Source organism: Pseudomonas sp. WS 5079 (assembly GCF_012985465.1).
Taxonomy (GTDB): domain Bacteria; phylum Pseudomonadota; class Gammaproteobacteria; order Pseudomonadales; family Pseudomonadaceae; genus Aquipseudomonas.
In genome coordinates, this window is the sequence record NZ_JAAQWN010000001.1 from 885,662 (window position 1) to 907,858 (window position 22,197).

Annotated in this window: 20 protein-coding genes; 12 read left to right on the forward strand and 8 right to left on the reverse strand. The window is 60.5% G+C overall.

Going from position 1 to position 22,197, the window contains the following annotated elements:
- Genes HBO05_RS03800 through HBO05_RS03810 form a run of 3 tightly spaced genes read right to left on the reverse strand, consistent with a single transcriptional unit; the run spans position 1 to position 3,371 of the window.
- Entirely contained in the window at positions 1-1,350 is a 1,350-nt protein-coding gene (locus tag HBO05_RS03800; protein WP_170057127.1) for an MmgE/PrpD family protein, read from the reverse strand.
- A gap of 10 nt (positions 1,351-1,360) precedes the next feature.
- Positions 1,361-2,524 (reverse strand): acyl-CoA dehydrogenase family protein, encoded by a 1,164-nt coding sequence (locus HBO05_RS03805; protein ID WP_169957080.1) that lies wholly within the window; start codon positions 2,522-2,524, stop codon positions 1,361-1,363.
- Positions 2,525-2,552: 28 nt separating this feature from the next.
- Positions 2,553-3,371, reverse strand: a complete 819-nt coding sequence (locus tag HBO05_RS03810) for a MaoC family dehydratase N-terminal domain-containing protein (RefSeq protein ID WP_172311731.1) — start codon at positions 3,369-3,371, stop codon at positions 2,553-2,555.
- Between the two features lie 131 nt (positions 3,372-3,502).
- On the opposite strand from HBO05_RS03810, the gene HBO05_RS03815 reads away from it, so the two are divergent.
- Together HBO05_RS03815 and HBO05_RS03820 are read left to right on the forward strand one after the other, a co-directional pair.
- A complete protein-coding gene (locus tag HBO05_RS03815) occupies positions 3,503-4,390 on the forward strand; it encodes a LysR family transcriptional regulator (RefSeq protein WP_170041597.1) in 888 nt (295 codons plus the stop codon).
- A 92-nt stretch (positions 4,391-4,482) separates the two neighbouring features.
- Positions 4,483-5,274 carry a MipA/OmpV family protein gene (locus HBO05_RS03820; protein WP_172311732.1) on the forward strand — a complete coding sequence of 264 codons (792 nt, stop codon included), beginning with the start codon at positions 4,483-4,485 and terminating at the stop codon, positions 5,272-5,274.
- Positions 5,275-5,840: 566 nt separating this feature from the next.
- Here the strand turns inward: HBO05_RS03820 and HBO05_RS03825 are convergent.
- From HBO05_RS03825 to miaE, 3 genes are all read right to left on the reverse strand, one after another.
- Entirely contained in the window at positions 5,841-7,121 is a 1,281-nt protein-coding gene (locus HBO05_RS03825; RefSeq protein ID WP_169957368.1) for an ATP-binding protein, read from the reverse strand.
- Positions 7,122-7,125: 4 nt separating this feature from the next.
- Positions 7,126-7,833 (reverse strand): winged helix-turn-helix domain-containing protein, encoded by a 708-nt coding sequence (locus HBO05_RS03830; protein ID WP_169957369.1) that lies wholly within the window; start codon positions 7,831-7,833, stop codon positions 7,126-7,128.
- A gap of 161 nt (positions 7,834-7,994) precedes the next feature.
- On the reverse strand, positions 7,995-8,597 hold the full coding sequence (gene miaE, locus HBO05_RS03835) for a tRNA isopentenyl-2-thiomethyl-A-37 hydroxylase MiaE (RefSeq protein ID WP_172311734.1): 603 nt from the start codon (positions 8,595-8,597) through the stop codon (positions 7,995-7,997).
- 157 nt (positions 8,598-8,754) lie between these two features.
- Between miaE and HBO05_RS03840 the strand changes: the two genes are divergently transcribed.
- Positions 8,755-9,621: a universal stress protein gene (locus tag HBO05_RS03840; protein ID WP_170041083.1), complete on the forward strand. Its 867-nt coding sequence runs from the start codon at positions 8,755-8,757 to the stop codon at positions 9,619-9,621.
- A 790-nt stretch (positions 9,622-10,411) separates the two neighbouring features.
- Here the strand turns inward: HBO05_RS03840 and HBO05_RS03845 are convergent.
- A complete protein-coding gene (locus HBO05_RS03845) occupies positions 10,412-10,882 on the reverse strand; it encodes a DUF1289 domain-containing protein (RefSeq protein ID WP_172311736.1) in 471 nt (156 codons plus the stop codon).
- 395 nt (positions 10,883-11,277) lie between these two features.
- Here HBO05_RS03845 and acnB point away from each other — a divergent pair, with 395 nt between their 5' ends.
- From acnB to HBO05_RS03870, 5 genes are all read left to right on the forward strand, one after another.
- A complete protein-coding gene (gene acnB, locus HBO05_RS03850; RefSeq protein ID WP_169955792.1) occupies positions 11,278-13,887 on the forward strand; it encodes a bifunctional aconitate hydratase 2/2-methylisocitrate dehydratase in 2,610 nt (869 codons plus the stop codon).
- 315 nt (positions 13,888-14,202) lie between these two features.
- Positions 14,203-15,096: an alpha/beta hydrolase gene (locus tag HBO05_RS03855; RefSeq protein WP_172311738.1), complete on the forward strand. Its 894-nt coding sequence runs from the start codon at positions 14,203-14,205 to the stop codon at positions 15,094-15,096.
- Between the two features lie 25 nt (positions 15,097-15,121).
- A complete protein-coding gene (locus HBO05_RS03860; protein WP_170041596.1) occupies positions 15,122-16,393 on the forward strand; it encodes a glycosyltransferase in 1,272 nt (423 codons plus the stop codon).
- A 118-nt stretch (positions 16,394-16,511) separates the two neighbouring features.
- On the forward strand, positions 16,512-17,237 hold the full coding sequence (locus HBO05_RS03865) for an autoinducer binding domain-containing protein (protein WP_169955743.1): 726 nt from the start codon (positions 16,512-16,514) through the stop codon (positions 17,235-17,237).
- A 28-nt stretch (positions 17,238-17,265) separates the two neighbouring features.
- Positions 17,266-17,844: an acyl-homoserine-lactone synthase gene (locus HBO05_RS03870; RefSeq protein WP_169955744.1), complete on the forward strand. Its 579-nt coding sequence runs from the start codon at positions 17,266-17,268 to the stop codon at positions 17,842-17,844.
- A gap of 42 nt (positions 17,845-17,886) precedes the next feature.
- Here the strand turns inward: HBO05_RS03870 and HBO05_RS03875 are convergent, their stop codons facing one another.
- Entirely contained in the window at positions 17,887-19,164 is a 1,278-nt protein-coding gene (locus HBO05_RS03875) for an HAAAP family serine/threonine permease (protein WP_169955745.1), read from the reverse strand.
- Between the two features lie 237 nt (positions 19,165-19,401).
- Here HBO05_RS03875 and HBO05_RS03880 point away from each other — a divergent pair, with 237 nt between their 5' ends.
- From HBO05_RS03880 to HBO05_RS03895, 4 genes are all read left to right on the forward strand, one after another.
- Entirely contained in the window at positions 19,402-19,596 is a 195-nt protein-coding gene (locus tag HBO05_RS03880) for a hypothetical protein (protein WP_169955746.1), read from the forward strand.
- A 433-nt stretch (positions 19,597-20,029) separates the two neighbouring features.
- Positions 20,030-20,524, forward strand: a complete 495-nt coding sequence (locus tag HBO05_RS03885; protein ID WP_169955747.1) for a DUF4822 domain-containing protein — start codon at positions 20,030-20,032, stop codon at positions 20,522-20,524.
- A gap of 54 nt (positions 20,525-20,578) precedes the next feature.
- The gene (locus tag HBO05_RS03890; RefSeq protein ID WP_169955748.1) at positions 20,579-20,998 is read left to right on the forward strand and encodes a hypothetical protein; all 420 of its coding nucleotides are present in this window, start codon (positions 20,579-20,581) and stop codon (positions 20,996-20,998) included.
- Between the two features lie 155 nt (positions 20,999-21,153).
- The gene (locus HBO05_RS03895; protein ID WP_169955749.1) at positions 21,154-22,107 is read left to right on the forward strand and encodes a 2-hydroxyacid dehydrogenase; all 954 of its coding nucleotides are present in this window, start codon (positions 21,154-21,156) and stop codon (positions 22,105-22,107) included.
- The last annotated feature ends 90 nt before the right edge of the window (positions 22,108-22,197 follow it).

Genomic DNA, 22,197 nt, shown 5'->3' on the forward strand with positions numbered 1-22,197 from the left:
TCAAAGCCAATGGGCCATGGATACGGCGTTGCGCAGGTTCCAGACTTTTTCGATCAAGGCGCTGGCCTGGGCCGGCGTGCGGGCGCCGCTGAACTGGCAGAGGCGCTGGAACTTGTCCGCCAACTGCACTCGGTCCAGGGTGTTGCCCGGGTCGCCCTTGGGCTCGTCAATCGCACCATGCAACGTGCGGCCATCGACGCAGGTCACGGTGACGCGGCCCAGCCAGCGCTGCGGATAGGCGTCGTCGACTGCGCGGTCGAAGATCATGCTGACCTTGTCGCGGAACGCAGCGACGGCGGGATCGCTCAGGGCCCACTGATGAAACTCGGTAAGCCCGGCTTTGCCGTGCACAGCAATCAGGCCGAGCACGGTGCCCATGGAGAACTTGGCCTGGTGCACGGTGGCCGGTACGGTCACGCGGCCGAGCACATCAATAGCGCCTTGGTACACGCGGGTCTCGACCCTGGCGATATCCGCAGCGGCCAGGCCTTCGCGCTGCATCAAGTCCAGCAACGCATCGGCGGCCGGGTGGGTATGGCGGCACGAAGCGTGGAACTTGAACGAGGTTTCCAGCAGCGCCCAGCGGCTACCGAGGCCTGCGGACAATTTGCCCGGCTCGGCGTCAGTGGACATACCCGCCGCCAAACCCTGCTCGCCTTCGAGGATATTGCGCGCACCGCTCAGGCCATCCGCCGTCAGGTACGCGGCCAGCAAGCCATCCGCTGCGGCCTTGGCGGTGTGCAACTGCTTGGAATCAGCCGCATCGCGCAGGAACTCCCAGAGCCCGGCGGCCTGGGTGCCGGCGCTGCCGAGCAGGTTGATGAATTGTTCTTCGTTGAAGTCCAGCAACTTGCCCACGGCCACCGCCGCCGCCAGGGTGCCGACTGTGGCCGTGGTGTGGAAGATCCGGTAGTGGGAACGGCCCATGAACTCGCCGATGCGAATCCCGGCCTCATAACCGGCCACCGCGGCCAACAACAACTCGCGACCGGATTTGCCGAGGTCTTGCGCGGCCGCCAGGGCAGCGGGAAACACCACCGTCGCGGGGTGCAGCACCGAACTGTTGTGCAGGTCGTCCTGCTCCACCAGGTGCGATGAGGCCGCGTTGACCAGCGCGGCAAAATACGCGCTGCTGCTGCCACCGTTGACGATTATCTGCGAAGGCCCGGTGGCCGGGCCCATCTTTTGTGCATAGCGCTCGAACAAGGGAATCGGGTGCGAACCTTGGCTGGCCAGCGCCGAGGCCAGCCAATCCAGATACAGTTCTTCGATACGCGCCAGCACCGCGTCGGGCAATTGCGCGTCATTCAACTCGGCGAGGAACCGGCACAAGGCTTGGGTATGGCTCATGCTCAGGCCCTCAGAAGCTGCGTGGCAGCTCGAGCAGATGCTCGGCCACGTACGACAGGATCAGGTTGGTGGAGATCGGCGCCACCTGGTACAGGCGCGTCTCGCGGAATTTGCGCTCCACGTCGTACTCGCAGGCAAATCCGAAGCCGCCGTGGGTTTGCAGGCAGGCGTTGGCCGCTTCCCAGGACGCCTTGGCCGCCAGGTACTTGGCCATATTGGCGCTGGCCCCGGCATTGACGCCGCGGTCGTATTCCTCGCAGGCACGCCAGCGCATCAGGTCCGCCGCCTCGATTTCGATATGGGCTTCGGCAATCGGGAACTGCACCCCCTGGTTCTGCCCGATGGGCCGGCCAAACACCACGCGGTCGCGGGCATAGGCACTGGCCTTTTCGATAAACCAGCGGCCATCGCCGATGCATTCGGCGGCGATCAGCGTACGTTCGGCGTTGAGGCCGTCAAGGATGTATTTGAAGCCCTTGCCCTCCTCGCCGATCAAGCTGTCGAGGGGCAGCTCGAGGTTGTCAAAGAACAACTCGTTGGTCTCGTGGTTGACCATATTGGCGATGGGCTGCACGGTCAGGCCGTTGCCGATGGCCGCGCGCAGGTCCACCAGGAAGATCGACATGCCCTCGGACTTTTTCTTCACCTCGGCCAGCGGCGTGGTACGCGCCAGCAGGATCATCAGGTCGGAATGCTGCACCCGCGAGATCCACACCTTTTGCCCGTTGATCACGTAGTTGTCGCCGCGCCGAATCGCGGTGGTCTTGATCTTGGTGGTGTCGGTGCCGGTGGTGGGTTCGGTAACGCCCATGGACTGCAGGCGCAATTCACCGCTGGCCAGCTTGGGCAGGTAGAAGCGCTTTTGCGCCTCGCTGCCATGACGCAACAGGGTGAACATGTTGTACATCTGGCCATGGACGGTGCCGGAGTTGCCGCCGCAGCGGTTGACCTCCTCGAGGATCACCGAGGCTTCGGCCAGGCCCAGGCCGGAACCGCCGTATTGCTCAGGAATCATCGCCGACAGCCAGCCAGCGTCCGTCAGGGCCTTGACGAAGGCTTCGGGGAAACCCTTTTCTTCATCGATTTTGCGCCAGTAAGCGGCGTCGAATTCAGCGCACAAGGCGCGCACGCCTTCGCGGATGGCGTTGAGTTCTTCGTTGTCATGGGGGTTCATTAACGGCTCTCCGCCTGTTGTTCTTGGATTATTCGAAATGCACTTCAGCCTGCTGCGCCAGGCCAGCAGCGTTACCGGCCCACAGCTGGGCGACACCGGCCGCCGTCACTCGCCCGCCCACCTCAAACGCCTGTGGCGCAATCAACGGGCGCACGCCGCGATAGGCAAAACGGCGCAAGGTGGCTTCGGGATGTGCCCGGCAAAAGGCGCGCAGGCTCAAGGTGGCGATCAGCGGCCCATGCACCACCAGCCCCGCATAGCCTTCGGTGCCGGTCACGTAGGGGTAGTCGTAGTGAATGCGGTGACCGTTGAAGGTCACGGCGCTGTAGCGAAACAGCAAGGTCGGCGTGGGCTCGATCGCCTCACACCAGTCGCCCCGGGCCAGGGCATCGCCGCTGCCGGCCTTGGGCGGTGTGGGCTCGCGGTAGACGATGTCCTGTTCCTCACGGATTGCCAGGCGGCCCTCCTGGGAGTAGTCGTGGCGCACGGTGACAAACAGCAACGAACCGCTGCGCCCGGTCTTTTCCTCGACCTGGGTGATGGTCGACACGCGGGTCGCCGCCTCACCGGCACGCAAGGCGTGCAGGAACTCGATACGCCCACCGGCCCACATGCGGTTGCGGTTATCGGCCGGCGGCAGGAAGCCGCCACGGGCCGGGTGGCCGTCGGCGCCCAGGGCGGATTCCGCCAGCGGGTCCTGGAAGAAGCACCACTGCCATAGCGGTGGTAAATCTGCTCCGTCGTCCGGCACCGCCTCGCCGAAGGTGGCGGCAATACGCTTGAGTAGGTTACGGCTCAAATGGTCGTGGGCGGTTTCGCTTCGGCCAATCCAATCAGTGGCGCTCATCGGGGGCAGGTCCTCGGGCAGTGAGTGTCTGCCCCGGATCATGCAAGCGCCTGGCCGTTCTGAGAATTTGCATTTCAATAAACCAGCGTTCGGCTATGCTGAACGCCGCTATCTTCACCTGGGAGCCTTGCATGCACTTCGACCTGGCCGACCTGCGCCTGTTTATCCATATCGCCGAATCCCCCAGCCTGACCCAGGGTGCCAAGCGTGCGTTCCTCTCGCCGGCAGCCGCCAGTGCACGGATCAAGGCCCTGGAGGGCCAGTTGGATACGCGCCTGCTGTACCGCGACAGTCGCGGCGTGGAAGTCACCCCGGCCGGTGAACGGCTGCTGCACCACGCGCGGCTGATCATGCGCCAGGTCGATTACCTGAAAAGCGAATTCACCCAATATGGCGCCGACTCCGCCGGGCATATCCGTATCTTTGCCAATACCACGGCAGTCACCGAGTTTCTCCCGGAAATCCTCGCTGGCTTCCTCTCCCAGCGCCCCGGCGTGACGGTCGACCTGCAGGAGCGCCTGTCCCGTGACATCGTGCGCGGGGTGCTCGACGGCACCAGTGACATGGGCATCATCGCCGGCCCCGTGCAGGCGCCGGGCTTGCAGGTCTTGCACTTCAGCACTGACCACCTAGTGCTGACGGTGCCGGTGGGCCATCCCCTGGCCAACCAGCCGTCAGTGACCCTGGAACAGACCCTGGCCTATCAGCATATTGGCCTGCACGAAGGCAGCACCTTGCTCAGCTTCTTGCGTGAACACGTCGAGCACCTGGGCAAGCAACTGTCCCTGCGCATCCAGATGTCGAGTTTCGAAGCCATCTGCCGCATGGTCGAGGCCGGAGTCGGCATCGGCATCATCCCCGAGTCCGCCGCCGTGCGGCACAGTCGGACCATGCAACTGGTGAGCATCAAGCTCGATGAAAGCTGGGCGGTGCGCGAACGCAGCATCCTGGTGCGCGAGCTGGATGCCCTGCCGGGCGCGATCCGCGCGCTGATTGCGACCCTGAGGCCAGCCGTTTAACAGTCTTTGACAGTTTCCCGACAAAGCTGCCAAAGACCCCTGCCCCCGCCGTCCCTAGGATTTGAGCCTTCCTTGGAACGACGAAGGCCATCATGCGTTCAAAAACGATCTACCTCGCTGCCACTTCTGTGTGCCTGATCACCTGCACCCAACTGTCAGCCGCCGCCGACTGGCAATACAGCCTGCAAGCCGGGGCAGCCAACCTGCCGCGCTACAGCGGCAGCAATGAGCGCATGACCGCGCCCATGCTCGGCGCAAACATCGTCAGCCCGTGGGGGATTTTTCTCGATACCAACAAGGGGCTGGGTTGGGGTTATGAAGATGACAACCTCAGTTTCAATGCCTATGTCGGCGCCAGCACTGCGCGCAAGGACCAGAAGAAAAGCACCAGCCTGGGCTCCGACCGGCTCAAGGGCATGGGTCAAATCAAGTCGCGGCCGCAGTTCGGCGTGAGTGCCAGCTATACCCTGGGCACCGCAATCCTCGGCGCAACCCTGGAACATGCGCTGGAGCAAGACGATAAAAAAGACAGCGGCAAGGCGTTTACCTCCCTGGAACTGAGCATTGGCACCAACCTGTATGACGGTGACTACGGCACCGTGGACGCCAGCCTCAACAGCCGCTTTGGCGATGGCAACTATGTGCAGACCTGGTATGGCGTGACCACCGGCCAAGCCCAAAGCAGCCGCTTTCGCGCGTATGACGCCAAGGGTGGGATGGTCAGCCGGGGCTTGAACCTCGATTGGAGCGTGCCGTTGGGCAACCACACAACCTTCTCGACCTTGCTGGATGTGCAGTATTTGTCCGGTGATGCGGGCAAAAGCCCGATTGTGGAACGCAGGATGCAGACGTCGGTGATGGGTGTGTTGAACTACAGCTTTTGATTTGCAAACCCAATCAGACAGGGGGGGCTGGCTTGCCGGTCGCCGCATTGCTGCGATGATCATTCGCTCTTTTTGGGTTGTTGGGGGGGGGGGTGTATATATCCGTTGCTGCGGTTACGGCCACTTAGGGTTCCGCCCTTACGGCGGGTCACTTTCGAAGAGCGCGAAAGTAACCAAAGCGCTTTTGCCCCACCACTCGGTGCCTCGCCTAGGCTCGGCATGCCCGCAGTCAGGCATTGCTCCGTGGGCCCGCCGCGATCGGCCATCCATGGCCGTGTCGCGGCTACCCCGGCATCCATGCCGGGGTGCACACTGCGCAATACCTGCCTGCGGCCATCGTGGTTTAACGGGGCGCCTAAGATCAAAAGCCAGATCAAAAGCAGAGCAACAGCAAAGCCAGAGCGCGAAGCTGCATTCGCCTGTGGGAGCTGGCTTGCCTGCGATGGCGGCCCAATAGATCGCCACAGAGTGTCAGGTACCCAACGTCATCGTTTACGACCATCGCAGCGAGGCGGCGACCCGACTAGCCAGCCCCACATTTACAACCTTCATGAGTTTGCAAAAGGTTAGTCGGCGTAGGCCCAGGTCATGCGGAACGACGCCCCGCCCCACTGCGAATCCAGCACCTGCACCTGTCCGCCATGCCACTGGCTGACCCGCTGCACCAGCGCCAGGCCCAGGCCAAAGCCGCCGGTGCGGCGGTCGCGGCTGGCGTCCAGGCGCATAAACGGCTGGAAGATTTTCTCCCGGCCGTCCTCGGGTACGCCGGGGCCGTCGTCGCACACCCGTACCTCGTAGCCACTGCCAAATTTGACCAGCGATACCTCTACCCGCTGCTCCGCGTAACGAATGGCATTGCGCAGCAGGTTGATCACCGCGCGCGCCATAAACCGTGGTTCGATCTGGATGAAATCAACTTCACAGGTGCGCAGCGACAACTGCACGCCTTCGGCCTCGGCTTCCAGGGCCACGCTGCCGATCACACTGTCGAGCCAGCTTTGCGCCTCGATATTCTCGCGGGTGACCTGCGTCGCGCCACGCTCAAGGCTGGCGTAGGTCAACAGCTCAGAAACCATATCCTCCAGCTCGCCGAGGTCGGCGTACATGTCGCCAATCAGCGCGCGGCTCTGGCGCGGGTCGGCTTCCTGCTTGAGTTGATCGAGCTCAAACGACAAGCGCGCAATCGGGGTGCGCAACTCATGGGACACCGCGTTGGTCAGCTCACGCTGGTTGGCGATCAGGTGCTCGATGCGCTCGGCCATCTGGTTGAAGTGCCCGGCCAGCTCGCGCACGCTCGAGCGCCGTGGCAGCAAGATGCGCGAGCCCAGGTCATTGTTACCAAAACCCTGGGCCGCCACGCGGATATGCTCCAGGTCGCGCCAATGCGGGCGCACCCAGAAATACAGGACGATGGCCAGGCACAGGCCCAACAGGCTATAGGCCCACAGGTACAGCCAGCGCGGTTCCACCGGGAGTTTGACCTGAAGCAACTGCGCGCCGCCGTCGATTTCGGTGATGAACTCCATGAAGTCGCCGCGCACCACCAACTTGCCGTCAGCCAGTATTTGTTGCTCGCGAGGGTCGAATCCCGCCGCCTTGCGGTCGATAAAACCCAGGCGCAATCCATAGTGCTTTTGCAGCTCGGCCAGGCGCGCCTCGCGAGCGGCGCCCGCCGGCAACGGGCGTAATTGCTCCACCAGGCCGTAGGCCGGGCCGCGCATGGCTTCGCGGTTGTAGGTCTCGTTGGCTTCGGGCAGCAATTCATCGAAGGTGTAGTTCACCAGCCAGATCGCCCCGGCCAGGCCCAGGGCCAGGATGATGTACAGACGCAGGAACAGGCGCAACATCGGGCTAGACCTCCCAGGCAAACGGGTTGAACAGGTAGCCCTTGCCCCAGATGGTCTTGATGCACACCGGCTCACGGGGGTTGTCATTGAGTTTGTTGCGCAGCTTGCTGATATACACATCGACACTGCGGTTGAGCCCGTCAAAGGCGATCCCGCGCATGCGGTTGAGGATATCGTCGCGCGAGAGGATCTTGCCCGCACTGCTGGCCAGCAACCACAGCAGCTCGAATTCCATGGTGGTCAGGTCGATCTTTTCGTCACCCAGGCTCACCCCTCGGCAACTGCGGTCAATCGCCAACTGGCCGAACGCCAGGGAGCCGCGCACCGTCGGCTCCGGCAGATGGCGGCGCTGCAAGGCCCGCAAGCGTGCCAGCAACACCGGCGGCTTGATTGGCTTGATCACATAGTCATCGGCGCCGGACTCCAGGCCGAGGATATGGTCCAGGTCGTCTTCCTTGGCGGTGAGGATCACGATGGGGGTGTCGGACACATTGCGGATCTCGCGGCACACATGCAGGCCGCTCTGGCCCGGCAGCATCAGGTCGAGCACGACGATCTTCGGTTTGAACGCCAGGAACACCGCCAACGCCTCATCGCCCCGGTGCACCACGCGCACTTCAAAGCCATGCTGTGACAGAAAATGCGCGATCAGCCCTGCCAGCTTCTCATCGTCCTCAACGAGCAGGACCTTGCCCAGACCCAAGTTTTCCATAAGTTTCCACTGTGCCAGCGCCGATTGAAGTGCGCGCATTATAGTGGGCAACAGCGATCCACAAGTGCACGCAGGGCCCCATACAGCGGGGCTTTGACGCAAACTTCATGTTTTTAAGAGTTTTTTACAAATAGCCCGCAGTCTTTCACGGGCGTTTGAGATCAGGCCGGCACGCCGCTGTGGAAACGGAACTCGATATCCGGTGATTCGATCAGTTCCTGCTCAGCGGCGCGGACCCGCTCGATCACTTGGGCAACATCTTTGGCATCGCCGTATTGATAGGCCAGCTTCAGATAGCCCTGAAAGTGTCGCGCCTCGCTTTTCAGCAGGCCAAAGTAGAACTTGCCGAGTTCTTCGTCCAAATGCGGCACCAGTGCTTCGAAACGCTCGCAACTGCGCGCTTCGATAAAGGCGCCCACCACCAGGGTATCCACCAGTTTCACCGGCTCGTGGCTGCGCACCACCTTGCGCAAGCCCGAGGCATAGCGGCTGGCGTGCAGTTGGCGCAGTTCGATCTTGCGCTTTTTCATCAAGCGCATGACTTGCTCGTGGTGGACCAGTTCTTCCCGGGCCAGGCGCGACATCATGTTGATCAGGTCAACATGGGAGTGGTACTTGGCAATCAGGCTCAAGGCGGTGCTGGCGGCCTTGAACTCGCAATTCTTGTGGTCGATCAGCAGGGTTTCCTGGTCGGCCAGTGCGGCCTGGACCCAGGCGTCAGGGGTGCGGCAACCGAGGAATTCATGGATTTCGGGCAGGTTCATCGGGCTCACGGGCAAAGGATCACAAAAGGCCGCCGATTATACCCACCCCGCCGCAGACCACCAGTCACGGGCCTTGATGTGCATCAACATGACGTACGGCGGGCAACAACTATAGTTGTTCGAAGCCTTGCCCTTCCCACCCTTGGAGATCCCGCTCATGAACGAAATTGGCAAAATCCTGGTGATCATCGAGCCCGAACACTCGGAAAGCCTGGCGCTCAAGCGCGCCAAGCTGATCGCCGGGGTGACCGACGCTCACTTGCATTTGCTGGTGTGCGATGAAAAGCATGAGCATTCGGCCTTGTTGAGCTTGCTCAAGGCCGGCTTGCAAGAGGATGGCTATAGCGTCAGCACCGAACAGGCCTGGCACGACAACATGCATAAAACCATCATCAGGGTGCAGCAGAGCGAGAGCTGCAAGCTGGTGATCAAGCAGCACTACCCCGACAGCCCGCTGAAAAAGGCCCTGCTGACACCCGAAGACTGGAAACTGCTGCGTTTGTGCCCGGCCGCCGTGCTGCTGGTCAAGACAGCGACCCCATGGACCGACGGGGTGATCCTGGCGGCCATCGACGTGGGCAACCTCGATAACGAGCATAAAGCCCTGCACGCCGCCATCGTCGATCATGGTTTTGACATCGCCAGCCTGGCCAAGGGCCAGTTACATGTGATCAGCGCCCATCCGTCGCCCATGCTGTCGGCAGCTGACCCGGTGTTTCAACTCAAGGAAACCATCGAGGCCCGCTATCGCGAGCAGTGCAAGGCGTTCCAGGCCGAGTTCGACATTGACGACAGCCGGCTGCACATCGAAGAAGGTCCGGCCGATGTGCTGATCCCCCATGCCGCCCATAAACTGCGCGCGGCGGTCACGATCATAGGCACCGTGGCACGCACCGGGATTTCCGGGGCGCTGATCGGCAATACAGCGGAAGTGGTGCTCGATGCACTGGAGAGCGACGTGCTGGTGCTCAAGCCCCAGAGCATCATCGATCACCTGGAGGAACTGGCCAGCAAGGCAAAATGAAGATCAAACATGTGCGAGCGGGCTTGCTCGCGATGGCGGCGGGTCAGCTGATACAGCTCTGACTGAACTGACGCCATCGCGGGCAAGCCCGCTCCTACAGGGGATCTTGGCAAGGCAAGATATTTTGGCCACACCACAGAACAATTGTAGGAGCTGGCTTGCCTGCGATAGCGCTAGGTCAGTTGATACAACTCTGACTGAACTGGCGCCATCGCGGGCGAGCCCGCTCCTACAGGGGATCTTGGCAGGGCAGGATATTTTGGCCACACCACAGAACAATTGTAGGAGCTGGCTTGCCTGCGATAGCGGTGGGTCAGTTGATACAACTCTGACTGAACTGGCGCCATCGCGGACAAGCCCGCTCCTACAGGGGATCTTGGCAAGGCAAGATATTTTGGCCACACCACAGAACAATTGTAGGAGCTGGCTTGCCTGCGATTGCGGTGGGTCAGTTGATGTATCCCTGACTGAACTGGCGCCATCGCGGGCAAGCCCGCTCCTACAGGGGATCTTGGCAGGGCCGGATATTTTGGCCACACCACAGAACAAATGTGGGAGCTGGCTTGCCTGCGATAGCGGTGGGTCAGTTGATACAACTCTGACTGAACTGGCGCCATCGCGGGCGAGCCCGCTCCTACAGGGGATCTTGGCAGGGCAGGATATTTTGGCCACACCGCAGAACAAATGTGGGAGCTGGCTTGCCTGCGATAGCGGTGGGTCAGTTGATATATACCTGACTGAACTGGCGCCATAGCGGGCGAGCCCGCTCCCACAGGTTGATCAGCGACAGTCAGTGGCCTAGTGCATCATTGAGGAAGCCTGGCGCGATGTAGCGCTGGTAATGCGCTTCGGACAGGATAAAAAACTCCCGATCAATGGCATCGCGCAGTTCCGGCAGGTTCCAGTCGCGAAACTCGGGCATCAGCACCATGCCATAGGCGTCCAGATTGTTGATCACCCGGGCGCCCCGGGCGATCAACTGGTAGGCCCAGCAGTATTCGGACTGGTGCGGCACAAAGCGAATTTTGCGCTGTTCCAACTGCCAGCGCAGCCGTTTGGGGTCGAACACCTCCAGTTTGCCCGCCATCACCTGCACCAGCAGTTGCTCAAGCCGCAGCCATACTGCGCGCTTTTCTTCCTCGCCATAGCCGTTCCACTGGATCACTTCGTGGTGGAAACGCTTGCAGCCCCGGCACACGAGATCGCCGTAAACCGTGGAGCACAGGCCGATGCAGGGGGTCTTGATGGTGTGATTGGACATGGGTGGCAGCGCACAAATCAGCGAAACAGTGGCCCATGTTAGCCCTTTGTCTAAGGTTCATCACCCTGCAAACTTGCTGCGGCAACTTACCTTTAGAAATTTTTTGCCGTAGAATCATCCGGCCTTGTAAGGCGCCAAATAATCCGTTGGAAGCTGTTTTCAAAGCGTCACGAGCACAGTCGTTCCTTCAGAACGGTGTTGGCGCTGGTTATTTACCCTCCAAATAACCAGCACCAACCCTCATCAGCTCCGTTCTGCAGGCGTAAAACTTTGAAAGCAGCTTCTGTGAGAAATGCCGGCAGCGCTGGCTCTACGGCCCAAAAAGCCCTCGAGCGCATGCGTGCCGTGCATGTCTGGATGAGCGTCCCGTGGGACCACTGATGAGGGTAATAACTGTGCTTGAAGCCTACCGCAAACATATCGAAGAGCGTGCAGCCCTGGGTATCGTTCCCCAGCCGCTAAACGCCGAACAAACCGCAGGCCTGGTCGAGCTGCTGAAAAATCCCCCGGCTGGCGAAGAAGAGTTCCTCGTTGACCTGATCACCAACCGCATTCCACCAGGCGTTGACGAAGCTGCCTACGTCAAGGCCGGTTTCCTGTCTGCCCTGGCCAAGGGCGAAGTTTCTTCTCCCCTGATCGACAAAAAACGCGCTGTTGAACTGCTCGGCACCATGCAAGGCGGCTACAACATCGTGACCCTGGTCGAGCTGTTGGACGACGCCGAACTGGCGGCCGTTGCAGCTGCCCAGCTCAAGCACACCCTGCTGATGTTCGATGCGTTCCACGACGTCGCGGAAAAAGCCAAGAACGGCAACCAGCACGCCAAGGAAGTGATCCAGTCCTGGGCCGACGGCGAGTGGTTCAAGAACCGCCCGACCCTGGCCGACAAGATCAGCCTGCGCGTGTTCAAGGTCACCGGCGAAACCAACACCGACGACCTGTCCCCTGCTCCCGATGCCTGGTCCCGTCCTGACATCCCGCTGCACGCCCTGGCCATGCTGAAAATGGCCCGTGAAGGCATCGTGCCGGACGAGCAAGGCAAGACCGGCCCGATGAAGCAGATCGAAGAAATGCGCGGCCAGGGCTTCCCGATCGCCTACGTCGGTGACGTGGTCGGTACCGGTTCGTCCCGTAAGTCGGCGACCAACTCGGTACTGTGGTTCTTCGGCGACGACGTACCTTATGTGCCTAACAAGCGCGCTGGCGGCTTCTGCTTCGGCAGCAAGATCGCTCCCATCTTCTACAACACCATGGAAGATGCTGGCGCACTGCCAATCGAATTCGACGTCACCAACATGCACATGGGCGACGTGATCGACCTGTACCCGCATGCTGGCAAAGTCTGCAAGCACGGCACCGATGAAGTCCTGACCACCTTCGAAATGAAGACTCCGGTCCTGTTGGACGAAGTTCGTGCCGGCGGCCGTATCCCGCTGATCATCGGCCGTGGCCTGACCGAGAAGGCTCGCGCCGAGCTGGGTCTTGGCCCTACCGACCTGTTCAAGCTGCCTGAAGCCCCTGTCGACACCGGCAAGGGTTTCACCCTGGCCCAGAAAATGGTCGGCAAGGCCTGCGGCCTGCCAGAAGGCAAAGGCGTTCGTCCAGGCACCTACTGCGAACCGAAGATGACCACCGTGGGCTCCCAGGACACTACTGGCCCCATGACCCGTGACGAACTCAAGGACCTGGCATGCCTGGGCTTCTCGACCGATCTGGTGATGCAGTCCTTCTGCCACACCGCGGCCTATCCAAAGCCGATCGACGTGACCACCCACCACACCCTGCCTGACTTCATCATGACCCGTGGCGGTGTATCGCTGCGTCCGGGCGACGGCATCATCCACAGCTGGCTGAACCGCATGCTGCTGCCGGACACCGTGGGTACCGGTGGTGACTCCCACACCCGTTTCCCGATGGGCATTTCGTTCCCGGCCGGTTCTGGCCTGGTAGCGTTCGCCGCAGCCACTGGCGTAATGCCACTGGACATGCCGGAATCGATCCTGGTGCGCTTCAAAGGCAAAATGAAACCTGGCATCACCCTGCGTGACCTGGTGCATGCCATCCCTTACTACGCGATCCAGTCCGGCCTGCTGACCGTTGAGAAGAAAGGCAAGAAAAACGCCTTCTCCGGCCGCATCCTGGAAATCGAAGGCCTGAACGACCTGACGCTGGAGCAGGCTTTCGAGCTGTCCGACGCCTCGGCCGAACGTTCGGCTGCCGGTTGCACCATCAAGCTGTCCAAAGACTCCGTCACCGAGTACCTGAACTCCAACATCACCCTGCTGCGCTGGATGATCGGTGAAGGCTACGGTGATGCACGTACCCTGGAACGCCGTGCCCAAGCGATGGAAGCCTGGGTTGCCAACCCTGAGCTGATGGAAGCCGATGCCGACGCCGAATACGCCGAAGTCATCGAGATCGACCTGGCTGAAATCAACGAGCCAATCCTCTGCGCGCCAAACGACCCGGACGACGCCCGTCTGCTGTCCAGCGTTGCTGGCGAGAAGATCGACGAAGTGTTTATCGGTTCGTGCATGACCAACATCGGTCACTTCCGCGCTGCCGGTAAGTTGCTGGAGCAGGTCAAGGGTCAGCTGCCAACCCGTCTGTGGCTGTCGCCGCCGACCAAGATGGATGCTCACCAACTGACCGAAGAAGGCTACTACGGCATCTACGGCAAGGCTGGCGCGCGCATGGAAATGCCGGGCTGCTCGCTGTGCATGGGTAACCAGGCTCGTGTTGAGCCGAACTCCACTGTAGTGTCGACTTCGACCCGTAACTTCCCGAACCGTCTGGGTGATGGCGCGAACGTCTACCTGGCTTCGGCCGAGCTGGCGGCAGTCGCTTCCACCCTGGGTCGCTTGCCGACCGTCGAAGAGTACATGGGCTACGCGGCGAAACTGGACACCATGGCCAGTGACGTCTACCGCTACCTGAACTTCGACCAGATCGCCGAGTTCCGCAAAATCGCAGCAAGCGCCAACATCCCGGTGGTTCAAGCCTAAGGGTGTGTTGATGTGAAGAACGCCGCGTATCGCAAGGTACGCGGCGTTTTTTTATGCCTGGAAAAACCTGCCAGGCACTGGCTGTCGACGACCTTTCTCCCACGACCTACCAGATCAGGTAGTTGTCCCGCCACACCTTGAAGACCGAAACTCTCTACACCCTGATGCCCGCGTCATGGGATCTGCCTGCTTTGGATGTACTCGCGCTGTATGCCGTACTACTTCTAATAAAAACAGCCAAACCTTGTCCTCGATGCCCGAACCCGGTGGCAGGGGCGCTCTCACCCGTTTTTAAGTGATTAATGGAGGTGTGTTATGTGGCGCAACCAATACGTGATCAAGAACGTCTTCAAGGACTATGCGGTGTCGGTGGAACAAATCGGCGATGCCCCCGATAAAAAGAACGTACTGCTGGTCAATGGCGCCATGGCCACCACATCGGCCTTTGCCCGCACCAGCAAATGCCTGGCCGAACACTTCAACGTGGTGCTGTTCGACTTACCGTTCGCCGGAAACTCCCGGGCTCACAACCCGAGCCGTTGCCTGGTGACCAAGGACGACGAAGTACAGATCCTGCTGGCGCTGATCGAAGGCTTCAACATTCACCATCTGGTCTCCGCCTCCTGGGGCGGCCTGTCGACCCTGCTGGCCCTCGCGCAAAAGCCGGACAACATCGAAAGCTCCGTGGTGATGTCATTTGCCCCCGGACTCAACGGCCCGATGCTCGACTACGTCAGCGGTGCCCAGGCCCTCATGGCCCGGGATGACTATGCAGGTATCGGCCACTTGCTCAACCAGACGCTGGGCAAGCACCTGCCGCCCCGGCTCAAGACCGCCAATCAACAGCACATGGCGCAGTTGATCAACGCCGAACAACATCAAGCGCGATTCCATATCGACCAGGCCCTCAAGCTCAATGAAGGGGCTTACCTGCCGCAGTTGTCGAACATCGACAGCCATGTGCACTTCTTGAACGGTGCCTGGGACGAGTACACCAGCGCCATGGACGTGCAGCGCTTCAAACAGTACATCCGCGACTGCAGCTTCTCCACGGCCGAGTGCAGCGGGCATTTTCTCGATCTGGAGTCCAGGGCCGCGGCCAACGGCGTGCACCGCGCGCTGCTCGGCCATCTACTGAGGCAGCATGACGCCCGGCCAGAGGCGTTCTGCATGCCGCCCCCTCAGCAAGCGCAGTTGAGCTTTGCCTGAACACTTTTGAGCAAGGATGTAGATGATGCGAGTAATCATGATTGCCATCGGATCGGCCGGTGACGTTTTTCCCTTCATCGGCCTGGGCGCAGCCCTGACCCTGCGCGGCCACCAGGTGACGCTGTGCAGCATGCCGGCGTTTCAGCGCACCATCGAGGCACGGGGCCTGGCGTTCGTGCCGTTGTGCGATGAAGCGACCTACAACGCCGCCATGGGCGATCCTCGGCTGTGGGATCCGAAAACCTCCTTCGCCGTGCTGTGGCAAGCCATCGCCGGCCTTTTAGAGCCGGTCTACGATTATGTAACCGCCCATAACACCGACGATACGGTGGTGGTGGGCTCGCTGTGGGCCCTGGGCGCTCGAATCGCCCATGAAAAATATGGCTTCCCTTACCTTTCCGTCCAGGTGTCTCCCTCAACGCTGCTGTCGGCCCACTTGCCGCCCGTACACCCCACGTTCAATGTGTCGCCCCGCTTGCCATTGACGGTGCGCAAATTGCTCTGGCGCGGGATCGAATACCTGAGCCTGGACCGAACCTGTGCCCCACAAATCAATGCGTTACGTCGCAAGCGTGGTTTGCCAGGCGTGGCGAAGAACATCTTCAGCCAATGGATGCATGCGCCCCACGGGGTGATTTGCCTGTTCCCCGAATGGTTCGCCCCCGTACAGCAAGACTGGCCACAACCCTTGCACATGGCCGGTTTCCCGCTGTTCGACGGTGGCACCCTGGGGCTCGATGAACAGACCCGGGCCTTTCTGGATGCAGGATCGGCCCCCGTTGTCTTCACCCAAGGCTCCACTGAGCACTTCGACCAGCAGTTTTACCGCTTCGCCCTGGAAGCGCTGCACAGGGTCGGCGCACGTGGCATTTTTCTGACCGGTGATCGGCCACTCCTCAACGACCTGCCACCCACTGTGCTGCAGTGTCCGTTTCTGCCGATGAGTTCGCTGTTGCCCCGCGCCGCCGGCCTGGTCCACCCCGGCGGCATTGGCGCCATGAGCCTGGCCCTGGCGGCCGGCATTCCACAGATTGTCCTGCCGATTGCCCATGACCAGTTCGATAACGCCGAACGACTGGTGCGCATGGGGTGTGGGATACGTCTTGCCCTGCCATTGGACAGGCATGACCTGCAAGGTGCGATCTCAGCGCTCTTGCATGACACCCGGTTGCAAGGGGCGTGCCTTCGGGCGAGCAACCTGATGCCCACGGATGCTGCGTCCTGTGAAACAGCGGTCATGGCCATTGAGCAGTGCCACGCGCGCCACTCCCTGCCTCGCCTGTGCCGAGCGTCATAAACACGGCCTCCACGGCAAAAGTACCGTGCCAGAGCCGTCGGCACAGCGCCGGAAAAGTTTGACAGAAATATCTCGTGGGCTAGATTGCCAAAGGTTCCAGGAATCGAGGCGACTGTCCATGGAGAAGGAGAACGACCTCATCCGCTGGTGGAATCGCTTGCGGATAGAGATGCTCACGCAACAGGAAGGGGCACAAGTGTTCGCACTGCTGGAGCGGGAAGTGTTGCAACTGGGGTTCGAGTACTACGCCTATGGCGTACGCCACCTGACCCCGTTTACCCGCCCTAAAACCAAGATTTACGGCTCCTACCCCGAAACATGGCTGGAGCATTACAAGGAGCAAAACTACGCGGCGGTCGATCCGTCGATTCTCAGTGGCTTGCGTTCCACCGAGATGGTGCTGTGGAACGACGCACTGTTTGATAACAGCCGCAAGCTATGGCTGGAAGCCCGGGATTGGGGCTTGTGCATCGGCGCCACACTGCCGATTCGCAGCCACGATCATTCGCTGCGGGTACTGTCGGTGGCCCGGCGCCAGGACCAGATTTCCCAGGCCGAAAGCGACGAGATTCAATTGCGCCTGCGCTGCATCCTCGAACAGGTGACACAGCGCCTGACAGACCTTGGCCATAGCGAACGCTGCCATCAGTCGGTATGCCTCAGCCAGCGGGAGCGGGAGATTTTGCAGTGGACCGCCGATGGCAAGAGTTCAGGCGAGATCGCGCTGATCCTGACCATCTCCATCAACACGGTGAATTTTCACCTCAAGGCCATCCAGAAGAAATTCGGGGCGGCCAACAAGACACTGGCGGCAGCCTATGCCGCCGCACTGGGCCTGATCTAGGGCCCGCCGATCACGATAAGGACATCCAATGATCAGCATCATCACCCGCCATCACCATGAACTGTCTGCAGCCCTTGAGGACGATCTGGGTCGCTACCGGCACGAAGTGTTCATCCAGCAACTGGGCTGGCAACTGGACTCCACCTACGCCCTGCCCCAACGCGAATTCGACCAGTTCGACCAGGCCGACACGCGCCACATCCTCGCCCTGGACCCAAAAGGCCAGGTCTGCGGTTGCGCGCGGCTGCTGCCAACCACACAACCTTATCTGCTGTCGGAAGTCTTCGGCTTTCTGTGCGACCAGCCGAGCCCACGCAGCAGTGACACCTGGGAAGTGTCGCGCTTTGCCGCCCGCGCCCTGGAAAAAGGCCGCCTGCCGATGCGCGTCTGGTGGAACAGCCTGCACCATGCCTGGAGCCAAGGCGCCAACCGGGTGGTGGCGGTGACCACGCCGGCGCTGGAGCGTTACTTCCTGAAAAATGGCGTGCAGCTGAGTCGCCTCGGCTCCCCGCAACGGGTGAACAAAGACCATGTGGTAGCGCTGAGTTTTCCTGCCTGGCAGAAAAACGGCCGACTCGCGTTACAGGCGCAGTCGGCCGTTGCCTAGCTGAATGTACGAATAAAGCCGAGGTAGCCGGCTCTGGTCACATCAAGGGATCAGCGAGTAAATCAGCGAGGAGATGGCCACCAGGCCGACCAGGGTCACGAACACATTGGACATCTGCCCGCGGTACTTGGCCATGGCCGGCACCTTGCGGATCGCGTACATCGGCATCAGGAACAGGATCGAGGCGATGATCGGCCCACCCAATGTCTCGATCATCCCCAGGATGCTCGGGTTGAGCGTGGCCACGATCCAGCACACCACCAGCATGAAGCCTGCAGTCATGCGGTCCAGGGCCTTGGCGCCCGGACGACGGCCGCTCTTCACGATCAGGCCCTTGAGGCCTTCGCTGGCACCGATGTAGTGGCCCAGGAACGACTTGGCAATCGCCACGAACGCAATCAACGGCGCAGCAAAGGCGATGGTCGGGTTATCGAAGTGGTTGGCCAGGTAAGACAAGATCGACAGGTTCTGCGCCTTGGCCTCGGCCAGTTGGCCTGGCGACAGGGTCAGCACGCAGCTGAACACGAAGAACATCACCATCGCCACCATCAACAGGTGCGCGCGGGACAGGATCTGCGAGCTGCGCTCTTCGGCGTGGGCGCCGTACTGGCGCTTTTGGTCAACGGCAAAGGCCGAGATGATCGGCGAGTGGTTGAACGAGAACACCATCACCGGAATCGCCAACCACAGCGTGTGCAGCAACGCCGACGGTGCCGGCACAGTGCTGGCAGTGCTGAGAATGCCGCCGTTCCAGTGCGGCACCAGGTACACCGCCAGAAACAGCAAGGCGACGATAAACGGATAGACCATCAGGCTCATGGCCTTGACGATCACCTGCTCGCCGCAACGCACCACGGCCAGCAGGCCCAGGATCAGCACGAACGACAGCAGCGCCCGTGGCGGTGGCTCGATGTGCAACTGGTGCGACATGAAACTGCCGACCGTGTTGGTCAGCGCCACGCTGTAGATCAGCAGGATCGGGAAGATGGCAAAGAAGTACAGCAGGGTGATCAGCGCACCGGCCTTGATGCCGAAATGCTCTTCAACCACCTCGGTGATGTCCGAGCCCGCACGCCCCGACAGCACAAACCGGGTCAAGCCACGGTGTGCGTAGTAGGTCATGGGGAACGCCAGCAACGCGAGGATCAGCAACGGCCAGAAGCCGCCCAAACCTGCGTTGATGGGCAGAAACAAAGTACCGGCACCAATCGCCGTGCCGAACAGGCCAAGCATCCAGGTCGTGTCCTGGCGGCTCCAGCCCGTGAGGGTTACAGGTGTCGTTGCGTAGCGTTCATCGACGCTATTGGCCTGATCATTCATCCGCTCGGTTCTCCGCTTTCATACGATCGCGACGAGTCAGAAAAACCTGACAGGCAGCGCCACAACCGCAACAGGGGCGCGATTGTCCGGGATTCGCTTGAATAAGCAAAGACTTAGCTGAGGAATGGTTGTGCGTAGCAGATAAATCAGATTGACGACAATTTGTTTGAACCCGGAACGTTACGCCAGTGCGGGCCACTCAAAAAGCGCTCTTTACCAAACCCTGGAGACTCAAGCATGACTACATTAGGACTGAATTTGTTCAATGCCGGCCAATTGGTCGATAGCGTAACGTCTTGCGTTGCCGATCACATCGAGGCACGGGAAAAGCTCAAGCAACCCCAGAATCAAACCTTCTCGTTTGGTGGCGTTGAATACACCGCCGCGCCCAAGCCTCGCAACACCCTGATCCCCACACCTAGAATCGGCTAAACGTTCGCGACCTGCCCTAGGCACGGATCTATTGCGCAATAGATTCGTCGCCCTCTATCCGCCCCGCCGTCGCCCCGTGGCTGGGATGCAACGGCCCAGAACACGCTTGAACATGCACAGGCGTCGGTGAGGAATGGGCGTGCAGTGCAACTGCGCTCAAGCAACCAATAACCCTACAACCGCCACCCAAACACAAAGTTTATAAATACTTAAAATCTGCAAGTTACGCCGATCTATTTGTAGGAATAGGCCTACTTACCTTTCCCACTTCATATTTAACATTCAAATTATCTTTTAACTTAATTACCAATGGAATTGTTACAAACATATACCCAGGCATTGATAGCGCTCCCTATCAGCCCTATATTTCCCCCGCCCCAATATAGACAACAACAAAAAAACAACTTATCAAATTCCCTCCCGGAGTTATTTAATGCGTAAATACAATGCTATTTTTGCAGGCCTGTTTCTCGCTGGACTGCTTACCCCGCTCACCAGCCAGGCACAATGGGCAACGTCCGATATTCGCGCACTGGCCGCCTCGCCTCAGTGGCTGACCACCAAGGTCTACATCGAGGGCGCACCGCACGTAGACGTCAAGGACAAGTACCCGGGGGTGGTTGGCATCTCCATGTGGGACCCGGAGCGCAATCGTTATGAGTTCTTCTACGCCGACACGGGGCTGTCAAAGTATGAGCATGGCGGCGGCGGTTACTTCCTGGTCACGGGCGACAAGAAAAACCACATCCTGGTGCCCGACAAAGGCCCGATCAGAAGCGTAGTGCGCCGGCTGGAAGTCTTGAACAACCAGGAGTTCACCTACTCTCGGGAAGTCCCGCGCGACATGCTCGAAACTAATGAAACCGTGCGCATCTATGTTGTTCACGCACCTTACAAAGGGCCGATCAAAACGTCCACCTCCCACTAACTTCATATTAATACCCCACGCAATATCCATAAAACCAACAAAAAGACACTACCTATGAAAACCCAACTCAAGTCCTTACTGATATCTACCGTTTGGTTATCCGCCCTTATTTCGAGCGGTGCCAATGCACAACCGATAGCCAAAGAACCTGTTGCCACTCCCGACAACGCAGTCATGCTGACGGTATTTCTAAAACATGACCAATCACGCCCACTAAGCGAACTAAGGGCACAACTGGCCAAACAGGAGTTCTATAAGGTATTTCCACCGGCGGGCGTAGAAGTCGTCAGTTGGAACATCACCATGGGTATCGGACAGGTCATTGTCCTACGCCTGCCCGCCTCTCGCCTGTCAGCGGTCAACCTGGCATTGGAAAACACCGCCTGGGGGACCTACAGGACCGAGTTCTTCCCGACCTATGATTTCAAGGAAATCGCCCAGGCCGAACAAAACAAGGTACGCCAGGCCCAGTAACACCCCACTCGATGCCAGCGTCTTCAGCCTATGCAGACGCTGGCATCCCCGCGCCAAAGCCTTGCATCCAGGGAAGATCTTTCACCCGCAAGCATTTCGCACTGCAAAAAATGCCGCATAATCCAGGACTCAAACCCCACAACAAGAGCCGCCCCATGCCCGCCACTGTTCTGGTCCTGGTTGAAACCATCAATGACTACCTGCCCATCATCGAGAGCAATGGCTTTCATGTGATCCTGGCCCCGACACCGGCCGAACGCAGCCAGGCCATCAAGAGCCATGGCGCACAGATCCAGGCCGTGCTGACCCGTGGCCCGCTGGGCTTGCATGCCGATGAGATCGCCGCCCTGCCCTTGCTGCAAATCATCTGCGTGATCGGCGCGGGCTATGAGCAGGTGGACCTGCAGGCCGCCAGCAATCGCGGGATCGTGGTGACCAACGGTGCCGGCGTGAATGCACCGTCGGTGGCGGACCACGCCATGGCGCTGCTGCTGTCGATGGTGCGCGATATTCCCCGGGCCGATGCCGCAGTACGCCGCAGCGAATGGCCCAAGGTCATGCGCCCGTCCCTCGCCGGCAAGCAGTTGGGCATCCTCGGCCTGGGCGCGGTGGGCCTGGCGATTGCCCGGCGCGCGGCCCTGGGGTTTGACATGCAGGTCAGCTACCACAGCCGCCAGCCCCGCAACGATGTGGACTACACCTACTGCGCCACGCCAGTGGAACTGGCCCGCAACTCCGACTTCCTGGTCATCGCCACCCCCGGCGGCCCTGGCACCCGCCACCTGATCGACCGCCAGGCCCTGGATGCCCTGGGCCCCAACGGTTTTGTGGTGAACATCGCGCGGGGCAGCGTGATCGTCACTGCCGACCTGATCAGCGCCCTTGAACAACGGCGCATCGGCGGGGCAGCGCTGGACGTGTTCGATGATGAACCCAACGTGCCCGACGCCCTCAAGCGGCTCAGCAACACCGTACTCACCCCGCATGTGGCCGGGCTGTCGCCTGAAGCGGCCCACGACACCGTGCAACGGGTGGCAGACAACCTGCTCGAATACTTCGCCGGGCGCCCGGTCCTTACACCGGTCGCCTTGCCTGCGCCCGAAAAGTGACCGATCAGGCACGCTGATTGCCGTCCAACACGCTAGCCTATTAAGCCGTCGCCGCCTTGTGGCGGGTCGGCTGTGCGCATTAGATTAGCC